Origin of the sequence: Thermodesulforhabdus norvegica, from assembly GCF_900114975.1 — a bacterium.
Taxonomy (GTDB): domain Bacteria; phylum Desulfobacterota; class Syntrophobacteria; order Syntrophobacterales; family Thermodesulforhabdaceae; genus Thermodesulforhabdus; species Thermodesulforhabdus norvegica.
The window spans coordinates 312,767-327,475 of the sequence record NZ_FOUU01000001.1; the positions used below are offsets into that span (position 1 = coordinate 312,767).

General features: G+C 49.3%; 12 protein-coding genes. 5 read left to right on the plus strand and 7 right to left on the minus strand.

Annotated features, from left to right (window positions below):
• Window positions 1–81: 81 nt before the first annotated feature.
• Window positions 82–1,437 (minus strand): signal recognition particle protein, encoded by a 1,356-nt coding sequence (ffh, locus tag BM091_RS01535; RefSeq protein ID WP_093392952.1) that lies wholly within the window; start codon window positions 1,435–1,437, stop codon window positions 82–84.
• A 244-nt stretch (window positions 1,438–1,681) separates the two neighbouring features.
• On the opposite strand from ffh, the gene BM091_RS01540 reads away from it, so the two are divergent.
• From BM091_RS01540 to BM091_RS01555, 4 genes are all read left to right on the plus strand, one after another.
• On the plus strand, window positions 1,682–2,296 hold the full coding sequence (locus tag BM091_RS01540) for a cytidylate kinase-like family protein (protein ID WP_093392953.1): 615 nt from the start codon (window positions 1,682–1,684) through the stop codon (window positions 2,294–2,296).
• Window positions 2,297–2,537: 241 nt separating this feature from the next.
• On the plus strand, window positions 2,538–2,825 hold the full coding sequence (locus tag BM091_RS01545) for a PxxKW family cysteine-rich protein (protein WP_093392955.1): 288 nt from the start codon (window positions 2,538–2,540) through the stop codon (window positions 2,823–2,825).
• 139 nt (window positions 2,826–2,964) lie between these two features.
• The gene (locus BM091_RS01550) at window positions 2,965–4,191 is read left to right on the plus strand and encodes a transketolase C-terminal domain-containing protein (protein WP_093392956.1); all 1,227 of its coding nucleotides are present in this window, start codon (window positions 2,965–2,967) and stop codon (window positions 4,189–4,191) included.
• Window positions 4,172–5,101: a thiamine pyrophosphate-dependent enzyme gene (locus BM091_RS01555; RefSeq protein ID WP_093392958.1), complete on the plus strand. Its 930-nt coding sequence runs from the start codon at window positions 4,172–4,174 to the stop codon at window positions 5,099–5,101. Before BM091_RS01550 ends, BM091_RS01555 begins: the two co-directional genes overlap by 20 nt.
• A 4-nt stretch (window positions 5,102–5,105) precedes the next feature.
• Here BM091_RS01555 and BM091_RS01560 read toward each other — a convergent pair whose 3' ends face one another.
• Window positions 5,106–5,672 carry a flavodoxin family protein gene (locus BM091_RS01560; protein WP_093392960.1) on the minus strand — a complete coding sequence of 189 codons (567 nt, stop codon included), beginning with the start codon at window positions 5,670–5,672 and terminating at the stop codon, window positions 5,106–5,108.
• 224 nt (window positions 5,673–5,896) lie between these two features.
• Here BM091_RS01560 and BM091_RS01565 point away from each other — a divergent pair, with 224 nt between their 5' ends.
• Entirely contained in the window at window positions 5,897–6,511 is a 615-nt protein-coding gene (locus BM091_RS01565; protein ID WP_093392962.1) for an L-threonylcarbamoyladenylate synthase, read from the plus strand.
• A gap of 39 nt (window positions 6,512–6,550) precedes the next feature.
• Here BM091_RS01565 and ileS read toward each other — a convergent pair whose 3' ends face one another.
• The 5 genes from ileS to BM091_RS01590 all read right to left on the minus strand — a co-directional run bounded on the left by ileS (window position 6,551) and on the right by BM091_RS01590 (window position 14,675).
• Entirely contained in the window at window positions 6,551–9,367 is a 2,817-nt protein-coding gene (gene ileS, locus BM091_RS01570) for an isoleucine--tRNA ligase (RefSeq protein WP_093392964.1), read from the minus strand.
• 243 nt (window positions 9,368–9,610) lie between these two features.
• Window positions 9,611–11,230: a chaperonin GroEL gene (gene groL, locus BM091_RS01575; protein ID WP_093392966.1), complete on the minus strand. Its 1,620-nt coding sequence runs from the start codon at window positions 11,228–11,230 to the stop codon at window positions 9,611–9,613.
• A gap of 26 nt (window positions 11,231–11,256) precedes the next feature.
• Window positions 11,257–11,547, minus strand: coding sequence for a co-chaperone GroES (gene groES, locus BM091_RS01580; protein WP_093392967.1), 291 nt, complete (start codon window positions 11,545–11,547; stop codon window positions 11,257–11,259).
• A gap of 146 nt (window positions 11,548–11,693) precedes the next feature.
• Window positions 11,694–13,463 (minus strand): ATP-binding protein, encoded by a 1,770-nt coding sequence (locus BM091_RS01585; protein WP_093392969.1) that lies wholly within the window; start codon window positions 13,461–13,463, stop codon window positions 11,694–11,696.
• Window positions 13,464–14,675, minus strand: coding sequence for a type II secretion system F family protein (locus tag BM091_RS01590; RefSeq protein ID WP_093392970.1), 1,212 nt, complete (start codon window positions 14,673–14,675; stop codon window positions 13,464–13,466).
• Window positions 14,676–14,709 lie beyond the last annotated feature (34 nt).

Sequence of the window (14,709 nt, forward strand, 5' to 3'; positions counted from 1 at the left end):
TATCTACCTCCCCTTTTCAGCTTCCTTTTCAGCTTACCTTTGAGAAAATCAAAGTATATTTTTTACTCGATTTTTTACAGACTAGAAAGGGAAAAATGCCCGCCTCTTTTTCTTCTTTGCCGCCTTTGTTCCTGAAGAGCGCCCCGTCCCGACCATCTGCCTCATCATCTTCCTCATTTGCTCGAAACTCCGCAGTACTCTGTTTACCTCCTGTACCGAGGTCCCACTACCACGGGCAATTCGCCTTTTTCGACTGGCGTTTATTATTTCGGGTTTACGCCTTTCTTCTTTGGTCATCGAATTGATGATAGCCTCGGCATGGATCAATTCCTTCATGTCCACATGCATATTGCGAAGCTCTTTTAGCATACCCGTGCCCGGAAGCAACTTCAGTATCTGATCGAGCGACCCAAGCCTTCTCAGCTGTCTCAATTGATCACGGAAGTCCTCAAGAGTAAAGCTATCCTCCTGAAGCTTTTTGAAAAGCCTTTCCGCTTCCTCCTGGTCAATGGCTTCCTGAGCCTTTTCGATGGCGCTCAGGATGTCGCCCATGCCCAGGATACGGGAACTCATCCGGTCGGGATGGAAAATTTCCAGGGCATCCAGTTTTTCACCCACGCCGACAAACTTTATCGGGCATCCCGTAACAGCCCTGACAGAAAGGGCCGCACCACCACGGGCGTCACCGTCGAGTTTCGTCAGAATAACACCCGTTATGGAAAGCTCCTTATGGAAGGCTTCCGCAACATTGACGGCATCCTGACCCGTCATGGCATCGACCACGAGAAGAATTTCCTCAGGAGAAAGGATCTGTTTAAGGCGCCGGAGTTCCTCCATCAAATCCCGATCGATATGCAGACGGCCCGCCGTATCGACTATGAGAGTGTCACACCTTTGAGAGCCGGCATAATTCAGGGCGGCCTTAACGATTGACTCAGGGCTTTCTCCCTGACCCGGTTCGTAACATGGAACCCCAACCTGTCCCGCCAGAACCCGGAGTTGCTCTATCGCAGCAGGTCTGTACACATCAGCAGGTACAAGGCAGGGATGCCGACCGTCCTTTTTGAGCTTCAGGGCAAGCTTTGCCGCCGTCGTAGTTTTACCTGATCCTTGAAGCCCTACGAGGAGCACCGTCACAGGAGACGGCCCTTTAAGCGACAGAGGCTCTGCCTTCTCCCCCAGAAGCTTTATCAGCTCCTCGTGAACGATCTTTATAACCTGCTGACCGGGGGTAAGGCTCGACATCACCTCCTGCCCGACGGCACGCTCCTGAATTCTGGAAACGAAATCCTTTACGACCCTGTAATTTACGTCCGCTTCAAGAAGAGCGAGACGCACCTCTCTGAGCGCCTCTTTTATATTTGCTTCCGTAAGCTTTCCCTGCCCTTTAAGAAACCTGAAAACCTTTTCAAATCTTGCCGTAAGATTTTCAAACATGCTTCTTCGTAACCTCCCGTTTCACGGCAGATAGACCGAATTCCAGGTTAGTATGCCACAATACCGTTGACTAACATAGCAAATAGTTGCAATAAGTCATGAACACATCTTGTGAAGAAAATATCATGAATCTCTTCTCCTATTGTGCAAAAGGGAAGAGGGCGATAGAATGTTAATGTTGGGGTTATTTGTAGTTTCTCCTACCAATAACAGAGCGACAACCCCCGGGCCTGTGAGGTGAGCCATGGCGATAGTTACAGTCAGCAAAGAGTATGCTGCGGAAAGCGAAGTTTTTGCAGAAAAACTGGCATCCAGACTCGGCTATTCGATACTGGACAAAGAATTCATAACGGAAGCCGCAAAACAACTCAACATATCGGAGGCAGAAGCTTCCCTCTTAAGGCGCGGTCGTGAATCACGCCTTCTTCAGCTCATCGACCGTTACACAGCTGCAACAATACAGAAAATAGTCGACAGAGGCTACGGAAGGCTCGACGATCGTAGCTACTACGAAGTTACCCGTGATCTGATTTTGAAAGCCGCAGAACAGGACAATGTAATTATAGTGGGATGGGGCGGACAGTGTATTCTTGCAGACCACCCAAAGGCCGTACACATTCGGGTGGTCAAAAACCTGGAAGAGCGCATAGCCATACTGAAGCAAAAGTACGATCTCGACGACAGGGGCGCAAAAGAGCTCATTGAACGTGAAGAACGGGAATCCGCAAAGTACATCGAGCATTATTTCAAGCGTTCGTGGGACGACGCCCACCTTTACCACTTAGTAATAAACTTAAGCAGGGTGACCTTTGAACAGGCCGTGGACATGGTCGTACAACTCGTAAATTCCGTTGCCTAACTCGAATACTTGAAACGGGAATTGCTGAGAACTCTGACCTCTGCATTATTGCCCGCCGAAGGGAGATTTGCTTTTTGCATGTGTGTCCCTTTCAGAAGAAGTGCCTTTGTAACAACAATCGACAGGGGGGCGAAAATTTTTCGACCCCTTCAAAAATCCTTGACAAGCGACTTCTCTTGCTTAATATTTGCTCGCTTTTTGTTCGGTCAACAGGAGAGAGCTCAAAGGAGGTGAACCGGAAATGATCTGTCAGACCGTTAAAGCGGGTATGGAATGTGCCTTTATGACCCCAAAAGGTTGCAGCTACAACGGTGGAAGCTGTCACCAGATAGTCGAGCAGTGTGAAGGCTGCCAGCGTATTTTGACCCTCGATGCGGGTAAATTCTGCTCGACCTATCCCAATCCTGCAATTAAGTGGAGAACCGGATTTTGCAATTTTGCAACTCACGTGAAGATTGAAAACTTCCAGCAGCAGCAAATCAAGCTTAACCCTCTCAAAGCATCCAAGCGCGCCGCCAAGCGCAAATAAGGAACCCCGACAAAAAGGCACGCTCCGGCGTGCCTTTTTCAAGGATAAACATCTTGTTCATCCCGCCTATTTGATGCTACAAGACCCATCGGCTTCTTAAAGCAGATCAACCGGAGGAATCCTTTAGCGAGGTAAAACTGTGGATAAGGTTCGCATTATTACCGGGAATGAGGCTGCGGCATTGGCCGCAAAATTATGCAGAGTACAGGTCATTGCGGCCTATCCCATCACTCCTCAATCAAAAATCCCCGAAATTTTATCGAAATTCGTTGAAGAGGGGGAACTCAAAGCGGAATTCGTTCGGGTAGAAAGTGAGCACTCGGCAATGACCGTTTGTATATCCGCATCTCTGGTGGGGGCTCGTGCTTTTACCGCAACGGCGGCAAACGGTCTCGCTTACATGCACGAGCAGCTTCACTGGGCCGCCGGAGCTCGTGTCCCCGTTGTTATGCCCGTCGTTAACCGCGGGCTCGGGGCACCCTGGACGATTTTCAACGACATGCAGGACAGCATCAGCCAGAGAGACACCGGCTGGATGCAGCTCTACTGCATGAACAATCAGGAAATCTTCGACAACCTGATCATGGCTTATAGAGTTGCCGAAGAAGTTCTCATTCCCTGCATGGTGTGTTTTGACGGCTTCAGGTTATCTCACACGGTCATGCCCGTCGAAACGGCTTCTCAGGAACTGGTTGATGCTTACCTGCCACCCAGGAAACCCAACTACGAGCTTAACCCCGAAAGACCCGTAAACATAAACCCCGTTGTTATGGGGGATTGTCTCCCGGGCGTTGACGGAACACGAAGACCCGATTACATGGGGTTCAGGCTGCGCCTTCAGCGGGCACACGAAAGGGCTCTTGAAGTCATCAAAAAGGCGGGATCGCTTTTCGGGGAGCTTTTCGGGCGGGATTACACGCTACCATACAGCACCTACAGAGTGGACGACGCCGATACCATTTTTGTAACGATGGGGTCTCTTACCAGCGAAGCAATGGATGCCGTGGATCTTTTGAGGGAGCGGGGACATCGGGCAGGAGTTTGCGGTCTGAGAGTCTTCAGGCCCTTTCCCGGTAAAGACCTCTCGGAAGTCCTTCTTCAGGCCTCTCGTCTAATCGTCGTTGAAAAAGCCATAAGCTACGGTTATGAAACCCCTCTTGCAACGGAGCTAAAGGCGGCCCTATATACTCACACCCCCGATAAACATCCCGAAGTAACATCGTGGGTTGTGGGGCTGGGCGGCAAAGATGTGAAAACCGTGGATCTTATCGGCATATTCGAGGCCACAATGAAACTTGAGCAAAAGTGGGATCGACCCTTCTGGTGGCACGAGGAGGTTTTGGAAAATGAGCTCACCTTTTGTTGATATACCCGATCAGGAATACATATTGCCGGGAACGAGAACCTGCGCCGGTTGCGGTCTGGCACTGGCCTATCGCTACATTCTCAAGGCTCTTGGACCAAATACGATAATCACGCTACCCGCCTGCTGTCTGACGATCCTGCACGGTATTTATCCCAAGACACCCGTAGCAGTTAACGCAGTCAACACGACCTTTGCCAGCACCGCCGCTTCCGCATCGGGTCTGGTTGCGGGGCTCAGAGCACTGGGCAAAGAAGGCCAGTTCACCGTGGTCGGCATGGCCGGAGACGGTGGAACCTTTGACATGGGGATTCAGGCTTTGAGCGGCGCAGCGGAACGGCAAACCGATTTTATTTACATCTGCTATGACAACGAAGCTTACATGAACACGGGCGTTCAGCGATCCAGCGCAACTCCTCTTGGAGCCCTCACGACCACAACGCCCGTAAACCCGAAGGATCAGCCCAAAAAAGATTTTTTGGCAATAATGGAGGCCCATCACCTTTCCTACATGGCAACCTGCTGTTCGGCCTATCCCCGGGATATTTATCAGAAACTGGTCAGAGCAAGAGACACAAAGGGTACAAGGTTTATCTATCTCTATGTTCCATGTCCTCCGGGATGGGGCTTCCCCACCGCAAAGACCGTTGAGATCGGAAGGCTGGCCGTAGAAACGGGCGTTGTCGTTCTTTACGAAATAGAAAATGGAGAGTTTCGGCTTACCGGAAAAAGCCTTACCATAGCAAGATCGGGCAGGAAGAAACCCGTTGAAGACTACCTGAAAACCCAGGCCAGATTCAGAAAAATAAACCCGGAACAGCTTAAAATCATACAGGAAGCCGTAGACAGACGCTGGGAGGATTACCTGAAAAGGGCGGGTATCAGTACAAATGGCGAATCCCGCCCTAACTAGCGGTTTATTTTCCGATAAGCCACAGAGCAGCCTTTTCCACCTCGGAAAATAGATCCTCCCGTTTGTCCACATCACCCAGGTCTCTAACCCCTACGGCATGAACAAGGCGGCTTTCGGAAAAACCAAGCCATTTGAAAATGTCCCGGTATTTCGGATAGACCTCTATAGGTTGCGGGGCGCCCTGTGTCAGAATAAACAGGAGCTTACGCCCCGTACCAAGTCGGCTGGGCTGAGGATTTGTAAGATAATCGGGCTTGAGAAAAGAATAACAGCGATCTACAAAGGTCTTTAATTGGGCGCATATGTCGTACCAGTAAACAGGAGTGGCAACTATAAGGCCTTCGGCGTTTCGAACTGATTCGAGCACGGGCGTTAGGCCGTCGTCCACCGCGCACCTGTCCATTTTGGTCTTGCAGGCCATGCAGGCCTGACAACCTTTAAAAGAAAGTTGATTCAGGGCAAAAACTTCCACGACACATCCATTCCGATTTAAAACATCGACTGCACGTCGGGCAAGGGATGCACTGTTTCCGTTTTGCCTGGGACTTGAAAGAAGAGCCACAACTTTCATTTTTCAACCCTCCAGAGCCGGCTTACGTGAATTTTTTCAACCAAATATACTTGTAAACCTTAAAGATCCGGGATTCAACCCGATGCCCGGAAAACGGCCCGGAATATGTGAAATCTTTCCTATTGGTTGACTAGCACCGTCCGATCTGTTTAGTTTCAACCAGAATAATAGCCCTGTAGGTTTTTCGATTCGGTCTAACCAATCTGCCAACAAAAGGGGGTCTTATGATTCTGGAAATGAATCCTGTTCATCCGGAACCCAGAAAAGTCAGAAAAGTCGTGGAAATACTGGCAGACGGAGGGATCGTAGCATACCCGACGGACACATACTACGGCATAGGCTGCGACATCTTTAACAAGGAGGCCATAGAAAAGGTATATGCCCTCAAACAGAGATCTCATGATCAACCCGTCAGCATCATCTGTTCGGATTTGAAGAACATAAGCGAATACGCTCAGGTAACCAACTACGCCTACAAAACAATGAAGCGATGCCTGCCCGGCCCCTATACTTTCGTGCTTGAGGCATCAAGACTTGTGCCCCGTATCATGCTGACAAAGCGCAAGACCATAGGGATCAGGGTTCCCGACAACGAAATTGCCCTGGCAATTGTAAGAGAGCTGGGACATCCCATCATCAACACAACGGCTACTCATCCTGAAACAGGCGAGATCCTCATGACTCCAAAGGAAATAAAGGAGTTTCTGGGTCACGCCGTTGACCTTATCATTGACGGCGGGCCAATCCCCGGAAAACCCTCAAGTGTTATCTCCCTCGTAAACGACGAGCCCGAAGTTATACGGGAAGGCAGCGGAGATGTAAGTATGTTTCGGTCATAAGCAATATCGGACGAGCCCCGGACAGGGGCTCATCCCGATCTATACCGCCTTCAGCATGGTCTTCACCACATCGTAGCATCGATCGCACAGTTCGGGGTGATCTGCGTGAGTTCCCACCGAAGCGTCTCTGATCCAGCACCTTGAACATTTTCCCCAGGGCGCAACTTCGACCTTCACGCACAGACCGGGAACGTTCTCGCCCGTCACGATCTCGTCCATTTCCGCCATCTCTTCCACCTTTCGGATGTCAACGCCGGACACTATGAAAACATCACGGAGTAGTTTGAAATCCCCTGCAAAGTCCTCGTAGAGATTTGAAGGCAATCCAAGATGCACAAGAGCGTCTAGAGAATGTCCGATCAACTTCTTCTGCCGGGCATGTTCAAGGGCTCTGGCCACGTCTGAGCGGATATCCAGGATCATATCCCACCTGCGCGCAAGGCCATCATCGAGCCATTCGTCTCTGACCTCCGGCAATAACTCCTCATGCACGGAGCCCTTTTCTTTATTCCCCGGTATATGTCTCCATACTTCCTCTGCCGTAAAAGAAAGTATTGGAGCCATCAGCCGAACCATGGTGTCAAGAATTGTATAAATCGTGGTCTGAGCCGCACGCCTCTCAGTACTCGAAGGATAAGAGGTGTAAAGCCTATCCTTCAACACATCCAGATAAAAGGCGCTCAGATGGACAACGCAATATTGATAAAGGGTATGGTAGGCCTTGAAAAATTCATACCTGTCGAAAGCTCTTCTGCACTTTTGAACTATTCTCTGGAGTTCATGAAGAGCATATCGGTCAATTTCTTCAAGCTCCGAGTATTCAACCGCATCCCTTTCCGGATTAAAATCGTATAGATTTCCCAGCAGAAAACGGCACGTATTCCTTATGCGGCGGTATGCTTCACTCAAACGCTTCAGAATATCTTCGGAAATTCGTATGTCATCCCGATAATCTTCGGCAGCAACCCAGAGCCTCAAAATCTCGGCTCCGTATTTTTCAATAACTTCCTGGGGATAAATCACATTACCCAGAGACTTCGACATCTTATATCCCTGACCGTCCACCACAAAGCCGTGAGTAAGGACGGCCCGATAAGGAGCCCGACCTCTTGTTCCCACCGATGTCAGAAGACTGGAATGGAACCATCCACGGTGCTGGTCACTTCCTTCAAGATAGAGATCTGCCGGAGACCTGAGGTCACTGCGGGTTTCAAGAACGGCGGCGTGAGAAACTCCTGAATCAAACCAAACATCAAGAATGTCGGTTTCTTTGCGGAGTGAAGTGGAACCACAGTTACCACACCTGGTACCCGGCGGCATTAACTCCTCGGCGGGGCGTTCAAACCAGGCGTCTGCTCCTTCCTTCTCAAAGATTTTCACGATATGGTCAAAAATTTCTTTTGAAGCCACATAATTCCCGCACTCTTCGCACAGGAAGACCGTAATGGGCACACCCCAGGAGCGCTGCCGGGAAATACACCAATCGGGGCGGTGCTCAACCATGCTGTAGATGCGGTCACGCCCCCAGGAGGGTATCCACTCCACATCGTTCATAATGCACTCAAGGGCTTTCTGGCGGATACCCGTTTTGTCCATTGAGATGAACCACTGCTCGGTTGCCCTAAAAATGACCGGTTGTTTACACCTCCAGCAATGAGGATAGCTATGAACTATCTTCTCTTCCTTTATCAGTGCCCCGACTTCGGCAAGCTTGGATGTAACGGCCCTGTTTGCATCGAAAACGAACCGGCCCGAAAAGAAAGGCACATCCTCCGTAAAGCAACCGCCATCATCGACGGGAGAATAAATATCAAGGCCGTACTCCAGCGCCACTTCGTAGTCTTCACGGCCGTGGCCCGGAGCAGTGTGAACGCAACCGGTACCGGCATCAAGGGTTACATGGGTTCCCAGAACGATGAGGGAATCCCTTTCCACGAAGGGATGCTTACAGGCTTTGCGTTCGAGTTCGAAAGCCTTAAACTTCCGGACGGTGCGATAACCATCCACACCGAACTTCTTCATGCACTCTTCCAATAAGCCTTCGGCAAGTATCCATACCTCTCCACCACTTACCTCCACCGCCACATAGGAAAACTCAGGATGTAGTGCTATCGCCAGGTTGGCCGGTATGGTCCAGGGAGTGGTGGTCCATATGAGGATGCTGACCTTTTTACCTTCCAATTCCGGAAAGGCCCAACAGAATTCCTTTTTCAGCGGGAATTTTACATATATCGACGGCGACTCATGGTCTTCGTACTCCACCTCGGCCTCAGCAAGGGCTGTGCGACAGTGAGGACACCAGTAAATGGGTTTTTTTGACCTGATAACGCTGCCGTTTTCAAAAAACTTTCCCAGTTCCCTGGCAATGGTGGCCTCATAATCGTAGGACATGGTTAAGTATGGATTTTTCCAGTCGCCAATAACTCCCAGCCGTTTAAATTCTTCCCGCTGTATGTCTATGAACTTTTCCGCATACCTTCGGCAGTACTGGCGGACCTCCACAGGGGTCATGTTCTTTTTTCGATCACCCAGTTCCTTATCAACCTGATGTTCAATGGGAAGCCCGTGGCAATCCCACCCCGGTACATATACGGCATTGAAACCGGCCATCTGACGGGATTTGACAATCATATCTTTAAGTATTTTGTTCAAGGCCGTGCCGAGATGAATATGACCGTTCGCATAGGGCGGCCCGTCGTGCAGTATGTAAAGAGGCCTATCTTTACTACTTTCCCTTAAACGCCCGTAAAGGTCTATCTCATCCCAGTAACGCAGGAAATCAGGCTCTCTCCTGGCCAGATTGGCCTTCATAGGAAATTCGGTACGAGGGAGATTTAAAGTTTCCTTGTAATCCATGGCGTCACCACCTCTTTACGATAAAGCCTCAAGGGTCCATAAAAAACAAAGGCTTCACTGTCATAGCACATAAACCGTGCAAGTCAAGCGGGAGGCCCCTGCAGGATCAAAAAGGGCATTCGTAAATCGCCGTTTAAAGCTTTTATACCTGATTTCAAAATGAGCAGGCCGGGAAGTTCCATCGAAATAAAAAACCCGGTGCCCGAAAGGCACCGGGTTTTTTAAACAAGACTATTTTTAGTTTTAGTACATTTCATCCATTCCCGGAGCAGCCGACTTTTCCTCTTTCTTAGGAATCTCGGCCACCATACATTCGGTGGTAAGCATCAAAGAGGCAACACTTGCGGCATTCTGAAGGGCAATGCGGGCGACCTTTGTAGGATCAATGATCCCGGCCTCATACATGTCGCAGAATTCACCGGTCTGAGCATTATACCCGAAGGATCCTTCCTTTTCTTTAATCTTCTGAACAATGATCGAACCTTCCTCACCGGCGTTTTTGGCAATCTGCCTTGCCGGCTCTTCAAGGGCACGACGAATGATGTTAACGCCCATCTGCTCGTCGCCCTCGAGGTTTAACTTGTCCAGAGCGGGTATGCAACGGAGGTAGGCAACACCGCCACCCGGAACGATTCCTTCTTCAACGGCAGCACGAGTTGCATTCAGTGCGTCTTCAACACGGGCCTTCTTCTCTTTCATTTCCGTTTCGGTAGCGGCTCCAACACTTATCACGGCCACACCACCGACCAGTTTTGCAAGCCGTTCCTGAAGTTTTTCCCTATCGTAGTCACTGGTAGTCTCTTCAATCTGAGTGCGGATCTGTTTAACCCTTGCTTCAAGAGCCTTTCTGTCACCGGCACCGTCAATTATCGTCGTGTTGTCTTTATCTACACGGACGGTTTTTGCACGGCCGAGATCGCTAATAGTGGCCTTCTCAAGTTTGATACCCTTCTCTTCGCTTATCACCTGCCCGCCGGTAAGGATCGCTATGTCTTCGAGCATTGCCTTGCGGCGCTCTCCGAAACCGGGAGCTTTGACGGCACAGACCTGAAGGGTCCCACGAAGCTTGTTCACCACCAGCGTGGCCAGAGCTTCGCCTTCAACATCTTCGGCAATTATAAGAAGCGGACGTCCCATCTTTGCGATTTCTTCCAGAATCGGAAGAAGATCCTTCATACTGCTGATCTTTTTGTCGTGGATTAAGATGTAGGGCTCTTCGAGAACCACTTCCATCTTTTCAGCATCGGTGATGAAGTAGGGAGAAATGTAACCACGATCAAACTGCATTCCTTCAACGACTTCCAGAGTGGTCTCCGTACCCTTGGCTTCTTCTACGGTAATGACACCTTCTTTTCCGACCTTGCTCATTGCCTCTGCAATAATGTTTCCTATGGTCGGATCGTTGTTGGCGGATATGGTACCGACCTGAGCGATTTCCTTTTCGTCTTTAACGGGCTTGCTTAGCTTTTTAAGCTCTTCCACCACGGCAGCCACTGCTTTGTCGATTCCGCGCTTAAGAGCCATGGGGTTGGCGCCTGCGGCAACAAGCTTGGATCCTTCGTAGAAAATGCACTGGGCCAGGATCGTAGCGGTTGTGGTTCCATCACCGGCAACATCACTGGTTTTGCTGGCAACTTCTTTTACCATCTGAGCGCCCATATTTTCGAATTTATTCTCGATCTCAATCTCTTTAGCAACGGTAACTCCGTCTTTCGTTACCACGGGCCCTCCAAAAGGCTTTTCAATAACGACATTTCTACCTTTGGGACCCAGGGTTACCTTCACCGCATCGGCAAGGGTATTGACTCCCTTCAGAAGTGCATCACGGGCTTTTACGTTATAGATTAACTGCTTTGCAGCCATTTTTTATTCCCTCCCTTTCCTACGGTTTATTTTTCGATAATCGCCAGAATATCATCTTCTCTCATGATGAGGACTTCTTCACCGCCAACCTTTACTTCTGTACCCGCATATTTTCCGAAAAGGACCCTGTCACCTACCTTCACATCCAGAGGACGCCTTGTTCCATCCTCAAGGAGTTTACCCTGCCCTACGGCCAGCACTTCGCCCTGAATGGGTTTTTCCTTGGCTGTATCGGGAATGATAATTCCACCGGCTGTTTTCTGCTCCTCCTCAATTCTCTTTACCACAACCCGATCGTTAAGAGGTCTCAACTTCATCTGCACTCCCCTCCATTTTCTATGAAATATACCACCTTTGCTAGCACTCATCACTTGCGAGTGCTAATATAAGATCGAAAAGTAAATCTGACAAGGGGATAAACAAAAGAAAATCAAAAAGTCCAGGTATCTGGCTGGTGGAGTCTTCAGGAAAGCATCTTTACTTCAGTTTCCCGGGAAGGTTTTTCAAGCTTATCAGTAACAGGCCCGCCTTCCTTTTCTCCAAAGGCCTTCACAAACCGAGGAAGACGAACACAAAAGTGAGCACCTTTCTCTTCGGGAATGTATTCAAGATCGCCACCCGCACGGCGAGCATGCTGCCGTGCTATGCACAACCCGAGCCCCGTTCCCGTTGACTTCGTGGTGTAAAAGGGGCGAAAAAGATTTTCCAGAGTATCCACGGAAACTCCGGGGCCTTCATCACGTACGTGTATCTCCACCCATCGTCCGTCCGTTGAAGCGTCCAGACTGACAAATATATTTCCCCCTTCCGGCATTGCCTCAACGGCATTTTCAAGAAGCGTCCAAATTATTACTTCCAGATTGGATCTATCTATTCGGACGTACAAAGTCTCACTCCCGTGCAGATGAATTTCGTAAGAAGGCTCCTTTCCACGAAAGCTGGTCAATATCCGACGCAACTCCTTCTCCACGTCAAGTTCGGTAACTTCAGGTGATTTAAGCGTGCTTCTGGAAACAAACAAAAGCGTTCGAATGGCATCATCCAGGCGCTCGCTTTCTCTGACAATTATGGAAGTCAGACGTTCACACAGTTCGGCATCCCCGCCGGAGGCGAGCTCCTGACGTAACATCTGAGCCGCTCCGCTTATGGCACCGAGAGGATTTTTCACATTATGGGCAATCTCAGATGCAGCCGTTGCAACGAGCTTTAGTTCCTCCATTGCCCGGATTTCCTTCTCGGCCTGTTTTACTGCCGTAATGTCCTGAAAAACCATGAGCAACTTGGGAGTTCCTCTTTCCTCAAAAACCGTTGAAATGGTGCATCCAAGAATCAGATCGCCCCGTTCCGGATCCTTATAGGTTAATTCCCGGCGTGATAGCTCATCAGCATGCCCTTTACGTGCCCACTCCACAAACTCGTTCAACTCCGGAAAAAGCTCAACCATACTTTGTCCACGGATGTGCTCGGCCTTACGAAAAAGGATTCTTTCGGCTGCCTTATTCGCATAAAGAATCCTGCCGTCAAGACCCGCAAGAATAATTCCCGATGGTATGTGCTCTATAATATGCTGATGCAGTTTTCGTAAAAGCGTCAGTTTTCTCACGTAAACGCCAACAAGGCCCTCCGCCCCTCTCCATTTCTCAACCAAAAGCCCTGATGTAACTGCAGCTATAATAAGGGTTACACCGTTAGTGATAAAGGATGAGAAGGCTCGCGTGGCATCAGCTTCTGGCACGGATAGATTGAACCCCAGCAAAGCCAATAAACCGGGATAAGTCTGGAGTAAGGACATAATCCCATAGGCCAGCGTAGCTACTAGAGCCGTGCAGAAACTTCCCTTCAGCCCCAGAACTAAAGAAGAAAGCAGTATTACAGGAACAAAGAAGAGAACAAAAGGGCTGTGCACGCCTCCGGAGAGGCATACGAAAACAAAAACAGCTACTATATCAAACCCAACCTGGCAGGCGGCATAAACGGGCAAAGTTTTTTCCGAAAATAATTTAAAGGTTAGGCCTCCGACAGCTGTGAAGGTTAATAGGAGAATTGAAAATATATAAAGTGCTCGTACGGGATAATCGGGTGGGAAACCGTCCTTAGCGTTATAAGAAATGGCAACAAACCCAAAAAAAAGAAGCCCTAAAAATAACCTTGTGATCAGAATGAGATACAATCGTCTTATAAGTTCATCTACCCTGTAATTCCGACTTCCGATTTTCAGCTCCTGCTCCGCCATTTATGCTCCGGCCACATGACCCATCTGGAATATAGGCAGATACATTGCGATAAGGAGCCCACCGATGACCACACCCAGGAATACAATAAACAGAGGTTCTATCAGAGATGTCAGAGCATCAACGGTGCGATCCACCTCATCTTCGTAGAAATCGGCAACCTTGCCCAGCATTTCGTCAAGGGCTCCTACATTTTCACCGACCTTAATCATTCTGGGCACAAGAAGCGGAAAGGCATGGGTTTCTTCTAAGGGATCACCGAGATTACGTCCCCGAGATATTTCCTCACGGGCGTATATAATGGCTCTCTCAAGGACCCTATTTCCGACAGTTCTTGATGCGATATTAAGGGCTTCCAGAATGGGGACTCCGTTCTCCACAAGCGTCCCCAGGGTACGACACATTCTGGCTATACAGGACTTCCTTATAAGCTGACCGAATACGGGTAAACGAAGTATCAGGGCATCCAAGGCATACCGACCTTTCTCCGTTTTAGACCATCGTCTTATCAACCAGCCAATTGCAAAAATCGCCACAACAACCCAGTGAATATAACTTCGTACCAAATCGCTAATCTTTACAACGACAAGGGTCGGCAAAGGTAACTCCATTCCGGCTTCCCGGAACATCTTCGCAAAAATCGGTATTACGTAAACCAGCATTACGGCCACAACAACTATCGAAAATATAACAATAACGGTCGGATATACCATTGCACCCTGAATCTTGCGGCGAAGCATCATAACCTTCTCAAGATAGGAGGCAAGCCGATTCATAATTACATCGAGCGCTCCTCCGGCCTCCCCTGCATTGACAAGGTTTACCATAAGCTCGTCAAACACCTTGGGATGTTTTCTCAATGCAGCCGAAAAGCTTTCGCCGGCCTTCACGGATTCACGTACTTCTCTAAGCACCTTTTTAAAGGTTATGTTCTCGGACTGCTCCCTCAGAATGTCGAGAATCTGAACGATGGGAACTCCGGCGTTAATCATGGTGGAAAACTGTCGGGCAAAAATAACCAGATCAACCAGCTTGACCCTAGGAGCCAGAAAGGGCAGATACTCGGAAATGTGCTTTGGAGCGGGTTTAACCTTGGAAATCTTTATACCCTGACGCTCAAGTATTTGCCTGACGGCACCGGGAGAATCGGCTTCCAGCTTGCCCTTTATGGTGAGCCCCTGTCTGTTTATACCCGTCCATATAAACTCGGCCATAGCACTCCCCTGTAAAAACCTGAATTACCTTAGG

Excerpts from the sequence above, each read along its gene's own strand:
- ffh (WP_093392952.1), bottom strand. The coding sequence starts at position 1,437 with ATGTTTGAAAATCTTACGGCAAGATTTGAAAAGGTTTTCAGGTTTCTT.
- ileS (WP_093392964.1), bottom strand. The coding sequence starts at position 9,367 with ATGGATTACAAGGAAACTTTAAATCTCCCTCGTACCGAATTTCCTATG.
- BM091_RS01565 (WP_093392962.1), top strand. The coding sequence starts at position 5,897 with ATGATTCTGGAAATGAATCCTGTTCATCCGGAACCCAGAAAAGTCAGA.
- groL (WP_093392966.1), bottom strand. The coding sequence starts at position 11,230 with ATGGCTGCAAAGCAGTTAATCTATAACGTAAAAGCCCGTGATGCACTT.
- BM091_RS01585 (WP_093392969.1), bottom strand. The coding sequence starts at position 13,463 with ATGGCGGAGCAGGAGCTGAAAATCGGAAGTCGGAATTACAGGGTAGAT.
- groES (WP_093392967.1), bottom strand. The coding sequence starts at position 11,547 with ATGAAGTTGAGACCTCTTAACGATCGGGTTGTGGTAAAGAGAATTGAG.
- BM091_RS01590 (WP_093392970.1), bottom strand. The coding sequence starts at position 14,675 with ATGGCCGAGTTTATATGGACGGGTATAAACAGACAGGGGCTCACCATA.
- BM091_RS01560 (WP_093392960.1), bottom strand. The coding sequence starts at position 5,672 with ATGAAAGTTGTGGCTCTTCTTTCAAGTCCCAGGCAAAACGGAAACAGT.
- BM091_RS01540 (WP_093392953.1), top strand. The coding sequence starts at position 1,682 with ATGGCGATAGTTACAGTCAGCAAAGAGTATGCTGCGGAAAGCGAAGTT.
- BM091_RS01545 (WP_093392955.1), top strand. The coding sequence starts at position 2,538 with ATGATCTGTCAGACCGTTAAAGCGGGTATGGAATGTGCCTTTATGACC.
- BM091_RS01555 (WP_093392958.1), top strand. The coding sequence starts at position 4,172 with ATGAGCTCACCTTTTGTTGATATACCCGATCAGGAATACATATTGCCG.